The sequence below is a fragment of the Rhizobium sp. Rhizsp42 genome (genome assembly GCF_047304155.1).
In the GTDB taxonomy this organism is placed as follows: Bacteria; Pseudomonadota; Alphaproteobacteria; order Rhizobiales; family Rhizobiaceae; genus Rhizobium.
Genome location: NZ_JBGLYS010000053.1, coordinates 15,914 through 27,478, shown reverse-complemented (window position 1 = coordinate 27,478; position 11,565 = coordinate 15,914). Strand labels below are relative to the sequence as shown.

At 62.4% G+C, this 11,565-nt stretch carries 15 protein-coding genes; 11 read left to right on the top strand and 4 right to left on the bottom strand.

The features are described 5' to 3' along the window. From ACCD05_RS29595 to ACCD05_RS29580, 4 genes are all read left to right on the top strand, one after another. On the top strand, window positions 1-236 hold a 236-nt coding region (locus ACCD05_RS29595; RefSeq protein WP_413397106.1), incomplete at its 5' end, for a hypothetical protein. A gap of 67 nt (window positions 237-303) precedes the next feature. After that, window positions 304-1,236, top strand: a complete 933-nt coding sequence (locus tag ACCD05_RS29590; protein WP_413397104.1) for an alpha/beta hydrolase family protein — start codon at window positions 304-306, stop codon at window positions 1,234-1,236. A 108-nt stretch (window positions 1,237-1,344) separates the two neighbouring features. Further along, window positions 1,345-2,181 (top strand): L,D-transpeptidase, encoded by an 837-nt coding sequence (locus ACCD05_RS29585; RefSeq protein WP_026283093.1) that lies wholly within the window; start codon window positions 1,345-1,347, stop codon window positions 2,179-2,181. 169 nt (window positions 2,182-2,350) lie between these two features. Next, entirely contained in the window at window positions 2,351-3,076 is a 726-nt protein-coding gene (locus tag ACCD05_RS29580; protein ID WP_111564405.1) for a L,D-transpeptidase family protein, read from the top strand. Between the two features lie 86 nt (window positions 3,077-3,162). Here ACCD05_RS29580 and ACCD05_RS29575 read toward each other — a convergent pair whose 3' ends face one another. After that, window positions 3,163-3,390 carry a DUF1127 domain-containing protein gene (locus ACCD05_RS29575; RefSeq protein WP_413397101.1) on the bottom strand — a complete coding sequence of 76 codons (228 nt, stop codon included), beginning with the start codon at window positions 3,388-3,390 and terminating at the stop codon, window positions 3,163-3,165. A 96-nt stretch (window positions 3,391-3,486) separates the two neighbouring features. Between ACCD05_RS29575 and ACCD05_RS29570 the strand changes: the two genes are divergently transcribed. Further along, window positions 3,487-4,365 (top strand): LysR family transcriptional regulator, encoded by an 879-nt coding sequence (locus tag ACCD05_RS29570; protein WP_413397099.1) that lies wholly within the window; start codon window positions 3,487-3,489, stop codon window positions 4,363-4,365. A gap of 28 nt (window positions 4,366-4,393) precedes the next feature. Here ACCD05_RS29570 and ACCD05_RS29565 read toward each other — a convergent pair whose 3' ends face one another. Then, entirely contained in the window at window positions 4,394-5,104 is a 711-nt protein-coding gene (locus ACCD05_RS29565; protein WP_413397097.1) for a gamma-glutamylcyclotransferase, read from the bottom strand. Between the two features lie 116 nt (window positions 5,105-5,220). Further along, complete coding sequence (locus ACCD05_RS29560) at window positions 5,221-5,691, bottom strand: MarR family winged helix-turn-helix transcriptional regulator (protein WP_413397095.1); 471 nt, start codon at window positions 5,689-5,691, stop codon at window positions 5,221-5,223. Between the two features lie 132 nt (window positions 5,692-5,823). Here ACCD05_RS29560 and ACCD05_RS29555 point away from each other — a divergent pair, with 132 nt between their 5' ends. The 4 genes from ACCD05_RS29555 (at window position 5,824) to ACCD05_RS29540 (ending at window position 9,214) form a co-directional block, all read left to right on the top strand. Then, entirely contained in the window at window positions 5,824-6,246 is a 423-nt protein-coding gene (locus tag ACCD05_RS29555) for an organic hydroperoxide resistance protein (RefSeq protein ID WP_018898985.1), read from the top strand. A 399-nt stretch (window positions 6,247-6,645) separates the two neighbouring features. Then, on the top strand, window positions 6,646-7,977 hold the full coding sequence (locus ACCD05_RS29550; RefSeq protein WP_111564410.1) for an MFS transporter: 1,332 nt from the start codon (window positions 6,646-6,648) through the stop codon (window positions 7,975-7,977). Between the two features lie 135 nt (window positions 7,978-8,112). Next, window positions 8,113-8,496: an MbcA/ParS/Xre antitoxin family protein gene (locus ACCD05_RS29545; RefSeq protein WP_413397092.1), complete on the top strand. Its 384-nt coding sequence runs from the start codon at window positions 8,113-8,115 to the stop codon at window positions 8,494-8,496. Beyond that, entirely contained in the window at window positions 8,456-9,214 is a 759-nt protein-coding gene (locus tag ACCD05_RS29540; protein ID WP_413397090.1) for an RES family NAD+ phosphorylase, read from the top strand. Before ACCD05_RS29545 ends, ACCD05_RS29540 begins: the two co-directional genes overlap by 41 nt. A gap of 2 nt (window positions 9,215-9,216) precedes the next feature. Here the strand turns inward: ACCD05_RS29540 and ACCD05_RS29535 are convergent, their stop codons facing one another. Then, on the bottom strand, window positions 9,217-9,663 hold the full coding sequence (locus ACCD05_RS29535; protein WP_112944447.1) for a MarR family winged helix-turn-helix transcriptional regulator: 447 nt from the start codon (window positions 9,661-9,663) through the stop codon (window positions 9,217-9,219). Window positions 9,664-9,747: 84 nt separating this feature from the next. Between ACCD05_RS29535 and ACCD05_RS29530 the strand changes: the two genes are divergently transcribed. Both ACCD05_RS29530 and ACCD05_RS29525 read left to right on the top strand, forming a co-directional pair. Further along, window positions 9,748-10,476 (top strand): DUF899 domain-containing protein, encoded by a 729-nt coding sequence (locus tag ACCD05_RS29530; RefSeq protein WP_413397087.1) that lies wholly within the window; start codon window positions 9,748-9,750, stop codon window positions 10,474-10,476. A gap of 57 nt (window positions 10,477-10,533) precedes the next feature. Next, window positions 10,534-11,313 carry a VOC family protein gene (locus tag ACCD05_RS29525; RefSeq protein ID WP_413397086.1) on the top strand — a complete coding sequence of 260 codons (780 nt, stop codon included), beginning with the start codon at window positions 10,534-10,536 and terminating at the stop codon, window positions 11,311-11,313. Window positions 11,314-11,565: the final 252 nt, after the last annotated feature.

Genomic DNA, 11,565 nt, shown 5'->3' with positions numbered 1-11,565 from the left:
ACTGTCCCTCGATCATTACCCGCATCTCACTGATCCGTTCTCTCAACGGGCGCGGCATCTTTCATGCCACCTCCTGTGGTGTTTTCTACCCTAGGGTGCGCCCCGTGAATTATTCCCAAAAGAATTGGTGCGAATTTTCAGCTTTTCCGCAAGCGCCAGCCTCTGGCTACCCGCTCAAATCCCTCATCTCGCATTTTCCTGATGCAAAATACATCCGACTGTGCATCCTCAACTGAATGTGTCTTGGCGTCGGCGCGCCGAGGGTGCAAGCATCTATCATGCCGGGGAAGACGGAAGAGTGATATGACATCGGACAACGACCATTCTTTTTCGCGCCAGCGCCGCCTGCTTCTGACCGGGCTCGCCGGCGCTTTTGTTCTTCCGGCTCTTCCAGGTGTCGCCAATGCCTTCGATGTTCCCCCCGAGCCGCGCCTGATCACCCGCGATTACGCCAAGGTGCGCAAGCGCTTCCGCACGCGGCTGCTCGAAAAGGGCCCGGCGCCCGACAAGTACGAGCCGCTCGATGCGCCCGCAAATGCCGAGAAGATCTTCTATCGTTCGGGCTATGGCGGCGAGCTGGAGTTGGTCGCCTGGGTGTCGAAATACAAGCGCGAGCGCAAGGCCAAGCCCGGCATTCTCTTCCTGCATGGCGGTAATGCCATGGGCATCGGCCACTGGAACCTGATGGGTCCCTATATCGATGCCGGCTTCGTGGTGCTGATGCCGTCGGTGCGCGGCGAAAACGGCCAGGCGGGCAATTTCTCCGGCTTCTATGACGAGGTGGACGACGTGCTGTCTGCCGCAGACCGCCTGGCGCATCTGCCGGGTGTCGATGCGAACCGGCTATTCATCGCCGGCCACAGCATCGGCGGCACGCTCACCATGCTCGCCTCGATGTCGACCCACAAGTTCCGCGCGGCAGCCCCAATCTCCGGCAATCCCGACGCCTTCCGTTTCTTCAATCGCTATCCGCAGGACATCCGCTTCGACGACGACAACACGCACGAGTTCGAGGTGCGTACGGCGCTGTGCTACGCCCAGAGCTTCAAGTGCCCGGTGCGCGTCGTCCACGGCACGGACGAATCGCATTTCAACGATCGCGCCGGCCTGCTTGCCAGCCGCGCGCGATCCGGCGGCGTTCGCATCGAGACGGATACGGCCAAGGGCGGCCATACCTCGGCCTTGCCCGAGGAAATCGAGCAGAGCATCCGCTTCTTCCACGGCGTGGCGGCTTAATCAGCCGCGTTAGGGCGCTGGCTGGCCGTCGCCGCCAGCTTCGCGCCAGCCGCGCATGCCATCCTCGCGGCAGCTATAAATGTCGCTGATATCGATGAGGGTGGTTTCATGAAGGGTCTAAGCCGGTTGTCGGCCATGTCGGGGCTTGTGTTGGCGGCCCTGTCGCTTGGCGGCTGCAACATTCTCGTGCCCGATACCGGCGCCACCGATCCGGCCCGTTTCGTGCAGGAAACCTATCCTGTCTTCTACAAGCCGCCGGGCATCGATCCCGATCGCGTCCGGCCGATCAATGCGCCGATCCCGCAGCGCCCCGGCGTCCCCGCGACGATCTACAACCAGACCTATGGCATCCCCGGCGCCACCCAGATGCGCACCTACGGCATGCCGTTGATCAACCCCGTCAGCGCCGCGATGTATGGCGAGGTCAGGGACAACGACTTCACGCTCCCTGCCATTCCCGTCAGCCGCGTCGATCCTGTATATATGCGCCAGGAGGTCGATTACCCCTCGACGGAAAAGCCGGGCACCATCGTCGTCAACACCAAGACCAAACACCTCTATTTCATCGAGCCCAATGGCAAGGCCATGCGCTATGGCGTCGGCCTCGGCCGTGAGGGCTATGCCTGGTCCGGCCGCGGCGTCATCCAGTGGAAGCAGAAGTGGCCGCGCTGGACGCCGCCCGATGAGATGGTCAAGCGCCAGCCCGATGTCCGCTCGTTTTCGGCGGCAAACGGCGGCATGAACCCTGGCCTTGGAAATCCGCTCGGCGCGCGCGCCATGTATATCTTCAAGAACGGTGAGGATACGCTCTACCGAATCCACGGAACGCCCGATTGGGAGTCGATCGGCAAGTCCACTTCGTCGGGCTGCGTACGCATGATGAACCAGGACGTGATCGATCTCTACGACCGCGTTTCGGCGAAGTCCGAGATCGTGGTGATGTAGCCGCGCAACAGGCGGCGTGAGAACGTCGCCACAAGCTGGCACACGTCTTCGTGAGGTTCTGGTTTATTTAGCATAACGGGATAGTTTCCTTGAATTGTGACTAGCGTTGAACAACCCTCCAGGAAACGACGTTCGCCGTTTCCGCGCTTAAGGAAAATTGACCCTCGTTATGAGCTTTGACAAATCCATATCCCGCCGCAACTTTCTATCGCTTTCAGCGGTAACCGCGGCATCGGCGCTGGCAGGGTGTGCCTCCACTTCGGGCACGAGCCCGTCGTACGGCCAGCCAATGGCATTCCCGAATCCAATCCGTGCCTTCCAGACGACGCCGGCGCCCACCGATGCCGAGCTCGCTGTCATGTACGGCCCGGTCGAGGATGGCGGCTTCCTCATCCCGCCGGTTCCCTACCAGCAGATCGATCCGCGCTACTATCGCCAGCAGGTCATCGATCCGACCGGTGAGCGCCCCGGCACCATCGTCGTCGATACCCCCTCGCGCTTCCTCTATCTCGTCCAGCCGGGCGGGACCGCGATGCGCTATGGTGTCGGCATCGGCCGCGAGGGCTTCGCCTGGCAGGGCGACGGCGTCATCCAGTGGCGTCAGAAGTGGCCGCGCTGGAAGCCACCGAATGAGATGGTCGCCCGTCAGCCGGAACTCGTGAAATATTCGATCGAGAACGGCGGCATGGAGCCGGGCCTGAAGAACCCGCTTGGCGCCCGCGCGCTCTACATCTTCTCGGGCGGCCAGGACACGCTCTACCGCCTGCACGGCAATCCGGACTGGCGTTCGATCGGCAAGGCCGTATCGTCGGGCTGCGTGCGCCTGCTCAACCAGGACATCATCGACCTCTACGACCGCGTGCCGACCAAGGCACCGATCGTCGTCAAGCAGTAAGCTATGTCTTCGTCTCTCCCCGATCAGGGGAGAGACTTTTCGCGCCGGCCCCACGGCTGCGTGCTTCAGGCGCTCCAAGCCATCCTTTATCCCCAGAACGCCGATTTCGCCGCTTCCGTCATCGCGTCGGCGCGCGACACGCCAATATCCTTGAGTTCGTCATCGGTCAGCTCGCTGAGCGCCGCGCGTCCGCGTCGTTTCCTGCAGCGTGTCTCGATGCTTTCGATGAGGTTTCGCGCCATCTCTGCAAGCGTTGCCAGCAGTGCCGGCACGCGCGTCTGGCTTGCTCTTTCGTCCGATGTGTCGGTCGCCATCTCTTCTGTCTCCGTCTTGGCCTGTCCCGACAATGCGCTGGATATATCCCGCAATGAAGCTTATGCATCTTATGCAAACCATAAGAGAAACTTCGCATGGCATTCGGTTTCGATCAGCTGCAGACCTTCATTCATGTCGCCGAACTCGGAAGCTTCACCGCCGCCGCCGACAAGGCGGGCGTGACCCAGCCCGCGGTCAGCCTGCAGATCAAGCTCCTGGAACAACGCCTTGGCGTGCGGCTGATTGAGCGCGTCGGGCGCCGCGCGCAGCCGACGGCGGCCGGTCTCGAATTTCTCGACCATGCGCGGCGGATCATGCGGGAACTCGCCGATGCCGAGGAGGCGATGACGCCGCACAGGAACGGCGAGAGCGGCCGCGTGCGCATCGGCAGCGGCGCCACCGCCTCCATCCATCTGCTGCCATTGGCGATCTCGCGCGCCAGGAAGAAGATGCCCGGGCTCGAGATCACCGTCCGCATCGGCAACACCGACGACATCCTGCGCGATCTCGAGACCAATGCGCTCGATGTCGCGGTCGTTACGCTGCCGGCGCCCGGCCGGTCCTTCGAGGTCGAGGCCTTCTATGACGACGAGCTGATGGTGGTTGCACCGCGCGGCTCGGTCATCCCGCATGGCGTCCCGGACGCGGCCTTCGTCAACGCCAAGCCGCTGCTGCTTTATGACGGCGGCAACACGAGGCGGACCATCGATGAATGGATGGGGCAGGCCGGTCTGGTCGCCCGCCCTGTCATGGAGTTCGGCAGCGTCGAGGCCATCAAGGAGCTGGTGGCGGCCGGCCTCGGCTGGTCGATCCTGCCCGGGTTGGCGCTGAAGCGCGACCGCGCCGGCTTCCTCGAAACCGCCCCCGTCAACCCGCCGCTGGTGCGCAAGCTCGGAATGGTCGTGCGCCGCGACAAGCATCTGAGCCGGGGCCTGCGGGAAATGATGAAGTCACTGCGTGAGGCCGGGGCGTGAGACGCCATCGCTGAGCGACAGCAAGCCTCTATGCCGTCGGCTCCGCGATCCCGTGGATCTGGCGGATCTCGGCGGCGACGAGTTCCTGCAGGCGCCAGAGGTTTCGGTCGTGGATGCCGAAATTCTCCAGATGCGTGACGGTGTTGTAGAGATATTCGGCGCAGGAGCCGACATAGCCGCAGGCGCGCGCCAGCGTGGCGGCCACCAGGGGCAGGGGCTGCTTGCGGTAGATGCGGTTGCCCGTCGGCCCGATCCAGAAGCCCAGCGCCCGGGCCCGGCCCTTAGGCGTTTTCACCGGCAGCCATCTTATAGTGTCGATATGCTCGCGTTCGCTGATCTCGCGGCGCAGCAACCGGGAAATCTGCGCGGCCCGGTCTCCCTGAGGCAGCTGGTACATCATGCCGTCGCACTGCCCGCCACGATCGAGCGCCATCATCAGCCCGGCCTGCTCGGGCGAGCCGCGCCAGTTCCTGATCTCCAGACAGAAGGAGCGATGCCAGCCGAGAGCCGTTGCGCGGCTCTGGTCGACGAACTCGAATTCCGGTTTCCAGATCAGCGATCCGTAGGCGAAGACCCACAGCGGCTCGTCGCCGCTCTCTTCCGTCAGACGCGCGGTGAGTGAGGCGAAATCGTCGTCCGTCAGTGTCGCCAGGCGCGGGTCAGGGCCGGGGTCGACCTCTTCGCGATAGCAGAGTTGGACAAGATCGGGTGTGAGGCACATGGTGCGTGGTTTGGGCATGACATCTCGCAATTCCTCCCGACTGAACTGCGCGAACAGGCGTCGCGGCTATAAAATTCGCAAACTGTCCCTTGGAGTCAACCCGTCCGTCGGCCCGGGCGAGCGAATGGGAGCGGTTACCGCGTCTCGGTGAGATTGCCGCGCAGGCCCTGCAGCTTCTCGCGGATATCGACCATCTCTTCGAGCGTGCAGCCGATCGCCTTGCCGATCTCGCCCATGATGGCGTCCACCTGCGAGCGCATCGCGTCGCCCTCTGACGTCAGCGTCACGATCACCTGCCGCTCGTCCTTGGGGTCGCGGGTGCGAACGATGAGCCCGCTCTGCTCGAGGCGCTTCAATAGCGGCGACAGCGTGCCCGAATCGAGATCGAGCTGCTCGCCGATGGTCTTCACCGGCAGCGCCGCTTTTTCCCACAGGACCAGCATGACGAGATATTGCGGATAGGTGAGGCCCACCTTGTCGAGGATCGGCTTGTAGGCGCGTGTGAAGGCATGCGCCGTCGAATAGACCGCGAAGCAGAGCTGTCGCTCCAGCCGCTTTTCCTCTTCCGGAATTTTCATCGTCTTTGTCGTCTGCGCTTTCGTCATCGTGCTTCCCCGGCGTTTGCATTGTCGTCTTTTCGGATTCCGAATGCAATTTGCAAAATTCACTTGCGTACAATTTAATTGCGCGATATAAAAAATCCAGCCCCAACGAAGGAGCCAACGAAGGAGACTGACATGCCGATCCTCTACACAACCAAAGCTTCCGCCACCGGTGGCCGCGCAGGCCGCGCCGTTTCCGAAAACGGCGTTCTCGATGTTACGCTGACGGTTCCGAAGGAACTTGGCGGCGACGGCGCCACCGGCACCAACCCGGAACAGCTCTTCGCGGCCGGCTACTCGGCCTGCTTCCTCGGTGCCCTGAAATTTGTCGCGGGCCAGCAGAAGGTCAAGATTCCGGAAGACACGACCGTCTCGGCCACCGTCGGCATCGGCCCGCGTGAAGATGGCGGCGGCTTCGGCATCGAAGTTGCGCTGACCGTCAATATCCCGGGCCTCGACAAGCCGACCGCCGAAAAGCTGGCCGCTGCCGCCCACATCGTCTGCCCCTACAGCCACGCCATGCGCACCTCCACGGAAGTGCCTGTCACCGTCGCCTGATCAGGCAGGACCTGATAACGACTGCCAAAGCGTCGTGCTTTTCGGAGCGCGGCGCTTTTTGCTGTCTAGAAGCGCGCGATTCAGTGTAGGCGGATTTTGAACATGTTCTAATATTCTGTTAAAGAATACTCACCATCTCATCATACCAGTTGACGAGTGGCTGGTAATTTGAAAGAAATATGTCGCTCACTAGGGGAGGAGGCATGTCCGTTGGGGCTCGTGTGACAAGGCGCATTCGGTAATCGGGCGCGATCAGTTGCACAAGTATCGGACATAGGAGACCGACTTTCGCGGTAGGGCTAGAGATCAACATCCAGCATTCCCGACACAACGGGGCTGCATAGCGCAAGTCGCACTCGTAGGCTCGATGGGCCGCAGCGGTCTTGTCGGGAGGACTATGTGAACGCGACGTTTAAACTATCAGACCAGGAACAGCAGGTCGAAAAATCGGCGATCCGCAAGATCTCCATTCGCCTGGTTCCCTTCATCGCATTGATGTTCTTCATCAACTTCCTCGACCGTACGGCAATCTCCTTTGCCGGCCCGAACGGGATGACGCAGGACCTCGGCATGACCGCGGCCCAGTTCGGCTTTGCTGCCGGCATCTTCTTCGTTGGCTACATCGTTCTGGAAATCCCCAGCAACCTGGCGCTCCACAAATACGGTGCTCGCCGCTGGCTCGCCCGCATCATGGTGACCTGGGGCGTCGTTGCGATGCTCTTCACCTGGGTCAGCAGCGTCACCGGCCTTTATTCGCTGCGCTTCCTGCTCGGCGTTGCCGAGGCGGGCTTCTTCCCCGGCGCCATCCTCTATCTCAGCACCTGGGTTCCCGGCCGCCACCGCGCCAAGATCCTGGCGCTCTTCTATCTGGCCCAGCCGCTGACGACAGTTATCGGCGCACCGATCGCTTCGCTGCTCATCCAGGCACACGGCCTGTTCGGCTACGAAGGCTGGCGCATCATGTTCTTCGGCGTCGCCGTTCCTGCGATCGTCGTCGGCATCATCACCTGGTTCTACCTGCCCGACACCCCGACCGCCGCCAAGTGGCTGACCTCGGAAGAGCGTGACTGGCTGAACCGCGAACTCGCCAAGGAAGAAGCTGGCAAGCTCTCCGGCCACGGCTCGATGACGCTGCAGGCACTCAAGGACAAGCGCGTCTGGCTGCTTTCGGTCATCTACTTCGGCCTGATCTACGGCCTTTATGCACTGGCCTTCTTCCTGCCGACCATCATCGCCGGCTTCGAGACCAAGTTCGGCACCAAGTTCAACGTCTTCGACAAGGGCCTGATCACGGCGATCCCGTATCTGCCGGCCGCTGTCGCGCTGTTCTTCTGGAGCCGCGATGCCTCCAAGCGTGGCGTCCGCGCCTGGCACGTCGGCATCCCGGCTCTGGTCGGCGCGATCAGCATCCCGCTCGCTCTGCTGATGTCGTCTCCTGAGGCAACCGTCATCGCCATCACGCTGACTGCCTGCGCGATCTTCTCGGCGCTCCCGAACTTCTGGTCCTTCCCCTCGCGCTTCCTCACGGGTGCCGCGGCTGCCGCAGGCATCGCGCTCATCAACACCGTGGGCAACATCGCGGGCTTCGCGGCACCCTACATCACCGGTGCTGTCAAGGATGCCACGGGTCTCTACGAGATGCCGATGTTCATCGTCGGCGCCCTGATGCTGATCTCGGCCCTTCTGGCCTTCTCGATCGGCAAGACCATCAAGGACCCATCGGCGAAGTAAGCCTAGCCGTTACCACGATTGGCAACCCGGTCTGCACCACAGGCCGGGTTGTTTTCGTTTGGGGCGGAATTTCCGCCAACCATCTTTCCATGAGAAATAAAATCTCTATATTGTTTCCAAGGAAAGGAAATCGCCATGGCCATCGCCCATCCGCTATCAGGTACCCAGCCGTCGGAGGCCGTCGTCATCACCAAGGCCGCCGTTGCCGCCGCCGAGCGCCTCGGCATCAGTGCCCGCACGCTGTCATCAGTGCTTGGCCTGTCGGAAGCCACCGTATCGCGGATGAAAAGGCAGGACTACCTGCTCGAGCGCGGCTCGAAATCCTTCGAACTCGCCATCCTGCTCGTGCGCCTGTTCCGCTCGCTCGATGCCATCGTCGGCGGTGATGAGGTGGTCGCGCGTTCATGGCTGCGCAACGCCAACACCGCGCTCGGCGCCACGCCGCTCGAAAAGATCGTCAGTATATCAGGATTGACCGATGTCCTCGCCTACCTGGACGCCCGCCGCGCTATCGTCTGAAGCGCGACCCGTCTCCGGCCGTTTCTGGCGATTGGTGGAGGCGCAGCATCAGATTTCGACCTTGAAGATCGTCGACACGCTGGAAGAGCAGGCCCTGCTCGAAACGCTGCTGGAAGAAAGCAAGCCGGTCCTGCCGCCGGAATGCAGAGGCCTCGACTATCTCTTGGCGACACCCTTCCGCTACGGCGCCATTTATCCCCACGGCTCGCGCTTCCGCCGGGCAGGGCGCACGCTCGGCGTCTACTATGCGTCGGAAGCGGTCGAGACCGCGATATCGGAGATGGCCTTCTATCGGCTGCTGTTCTTCGCCGATTCCCTGGATACACCGCTTCCCGCCAACGCCGCCGAATACACCGCCTTTGCAGCAGCCATCGAAACGCCGCGCGCGATCGACCTCACCGCGCCGCCGCTCGATCGCGACCATGCGGTCTGGACCGATCCCCAGCGCTACGAGCCCTGCCAGGCGCTGGCCGATGCCGCCCGCGAGGCCGATTGCCAGGCGATCCTCTACGCCTCGGTCCGCGATCCCGGCCAGCGCCGCAACATCGCGCTTCTCACCGCCTCGGCTTTCGCCGCGTGCGATCCGGTCGAGCGCCAGACATGGCGCCTGCGCCTCTCCGCATCAGGCGTCCAGGCGCTCTGCGAATTTCCGAAGGCAAGAATTGGCTTTACCCGCGCCGATTTCGGCGATGACCCACGCATCGCCAACAAGTTCTGAGCCTAGGCCAGCGCCTGCAGGTCCTGTCGCAGCCGCTCGGCATTTCCCTCGGGCAACGTCTGTTCCAGCGCGGCATGGGTGCTTTCCCAGATCGGCAGCGCGGCGGTCAGCACGCGCATGCCCTCGGGCGTCAGCCGCAGCAGCCGTCCGCGCTTGTCTCTCGGGTTCGGAAAGACTTCGACCCAACCGCGCCGCTGCAGCGGCTTCAGCGCTGCCGTCAGCGTCGTCTGGTCCATGGCAAGCAGCTTGGCGACCGGCCCCATCGGCGGCGGCTCTGGCCGGTTCAGCGACATCATCAGCGAGAATTGCCCATTGGTCAGCCCTGCCGGCCTCAGCGCATCGTCGAACAGCCGCGCCAAGGCCCGCGCCGCCCGCTGCGCGTGCAGGCAGAGGCACGTGTCGCGCACCAGAAGCGTCGTCGCGAAAGGAATGTCGGTAGCGTTTGACATGTCTAATTTCTATTGATATCAATATATATAGTCAAGGAAAAGGAGAATGGACCGTTTCGGTCGCGCCGGAGGAGGGCGCACACGATGCAGAACCAAGTCGTTTCCCGCGAAGAATGGCTCGAAGCCCGCCGCGCGCTGCTTCTCAAGGAGAAGGAAGCAACGCATTTGAGGGACAAGCTCAATGCCGAGCGCATGGCGCTTCCCTGGGTCAAGGTCGAGAAGGACTATGCCTTCGATACGCCCGATGGCAAGAGGTCGCTCAGCGAGCTCTTCGATGGCCGCAGCCAGCTGATCATCTATCATTTCATGCTTGGTCCCGATTGGGAGGCCGGTTGTCCCGGTTGCTCGTTCCTGTCCGACCATGTCGATGGCGCGCTGCCGCACCTGAACAACCACGATGTCACCTGGGTCGCCGTTTCCCGCGCCCCCGTCGCCAAGGTCGAGGCCTACAAGACCAGGATGGGCTGGAAGTTCCCCTGGGTATCCTCGGCGTCGAGCGACTTCAACTTCGACTATCACGTGTCGTTCAGCCCGGAAGATCTCGGCAAGGACAAGGTATTCTACAACTTTACTTCGATCCCGCCGGAAGATGCCAATGACGAACTGCCGGGATTGAGCGCCTTCTACAAAAACGAGAAGGGCGAGATCTTCCACACCTACTCCAGCTATGCCCGCGGCCCGGAAGAGCTGATCGGCACGCTGATGATCCTCGACCGCGCGCCGAAGGGCCGCAACGAGGACTCGACGATGAACTTCGTCAAGCGCCACGACGAGTATGCTGAGGCCCCCAAGGCGTCATCCTGCTGCCACTGACGCCTGAGATTATCACGCCCATATCGACGCAACGAAGAACGTGAAAGGGAGATCACGATGTCGGAGACCCACGGCAAGTTCATCTGGTGCGAATTGATGACGCCCGATACCAAGGGCGCCAAGGATTTCTACACGAAGGTCGTCGGCTGGACGACCAGCGAAATGACCGTCCCCGGCATGCCGCCCTATACCATCTTCGAGGCCGATGGCGTCGGCCGCGCCGGCATGATGGTCTTTCCCGCAGAGCTCGAAGGCACCGGCATCCCGCCGAACTGGACCGGCTATGTCGCCGTCGACGATGTCGACCAGAGCGCCCGGGATTTCGCCGCCAATGGCGGCTCCGTCCGCCGCCCGCCGGAGGATATCCCCGAGATCGGGCGCTTCGCCGTGGTCGCCGACCCGCATGGCGCCGTGATCTGCATCATGACGCCGGCGCCGATGGACAGTCCGCCGCCCGAGCCGGCGATGGGCGCGCCCGGCACACTCGGCTGGAGCGAACTCTATGCCGGCGATGGCGGTGAGGCCTTCACCTTCTACGAAAACCTCTTCGGCTGGACCAAGGACCATGACTTCGACATGGGCCCGATGGGCGTCTACCGCATCTTCGCCGAACACGGCACGCCCGTCGGCGGCATGATGACGAAGCCTGAGAATGTGCCGATGCCGGCCTGGGCCTATTACTTCAACGTCCCCGCCATCGATTCCGCCATAGAGCGGGTCAAGGCCGGCGGCGGCCAGGTCGTCAACGGCCCGATGGAGGTGCCCGGCGGCAGCTGGGTGATACAGGCGATCGACCCGCAGGGCGCCTTCTTCTGCCTCGTGGCACCAGCCCGCTGAGGCCTCGCAAGGCCTCTTGCAAACACCTGAAACACGCTCGAATCGGCCCCGGAAACGGGGCCGCTTTGCTGTGACCGAATAGCCTCTATCGTTCTATTTTTATTAGAATTTTACTGACTAAGCGGTTTTGCGGTTAACCGTTCTTAAACATTTCTGGGTGGATGCATAACCCGCTATATCGGCGCCTATAGGGCAGTATTGCTTTTGTATCTTCGGCGGAATTATTTGGCCTCAGTTTCTCATTGGGGTATT

Excerpts from the sequence above, each read along its gene's own strand:
- ACCD05_RS29555 (WP_018898985.1), top strand. The coding sequence starts at position 5,824 with ATGCCGATCCTCTACACAACCAAAGCTTCCGCCACCGGTGGCCGCGCA.
- ACCD05_RS29570 (WP_413397099.1), top strand. The coding sequence starts at position 3,487 with ATGGCATTCGGTTTCGATCAGCTGCAGACCTTCATTCATGTCGCCGAA.
- ACCD05_RS29560 (WP_413397095.1), bottom strand. The coding sequence starts at position 5,691 with ATGACGAAAGCGCAGACGACAAAGACGATGAAAATTCCGGAAGAGGAA.
- ACCD05_RS29585 (WP_026283093.1), top strand. The coding sequence starts at position 1,345 with ATGAAGGGTCTAAGCCGGTTGTCGGCCATGTCGGGGCTTGTGTTGGCG.
- ACCD05_RS29580 (WP_111564405.1), top strand. The coding sequence starts at position 2,351 with ATGAGCTTTGACAAATCCATATCCCGCCGCAACTTTCTATCGCTTTCA.
- ACCD05_RS29535 (WP_112944447.1), bottom strand. The coding sequence starts at position 9,663 with ATGTCAAACGCTACCGACATTCCTTTCGCGACGACGCTTCTGGTGCGC.
- ACCD05_RS29575 (WP_413397101.1), bottom strand. The coding sequence starts at position 3,390 with ATGGCGACCGACACATCGGACGAAAGAGCAAGCCAGACGCGCGTGCCG.
- ACCD05_RS29530 (WP_413397087.1), top strand. The coding sequence starts at position 9,748 with ATGCAGAACCAAGTCGTTTCCCGCGAAGAATGGCTCGAAGCCCGCCGC.
- ACCD05_RS29590 (WP_413397104.1), top strand. The coding sequence starts at position 304 with ATGACATCGGACAACGACCATTCTTTTTCGCGCCAGCGCCGCCTGCTT.
- ACCD05_RS29525 (WP_413397086.1), top strand. The coding sequence starts at position 10,534 with ATGTCGGAGACCCACGGCAAGTTCATCTGGTGCGAATTGATGACGCCC.
- ACCD05_RS29545 (WP_413397092.1), top strand. The coding sequence starts at position 8,113 with ATGGCCATCGCCCATCCGCTATCAGGTACCCAGCCGTCGGAGGCCGTC.
- ACCD05_RS29540 (WP_413397090.1), top strand. The coding sequence starts at position 8,456 with ATGTCCTCGCCTACCTGGACGCCCGCCGCGCTATCGTCTGAAGCGCGA.
- ACCD05_RS29565 (WP_413397097.1), bottom strand. The coding sequence starts at position 5,104 with ATGCCCAAACCACGCACCATGTGCCTCACACCCGATCTTGTCCAACTC.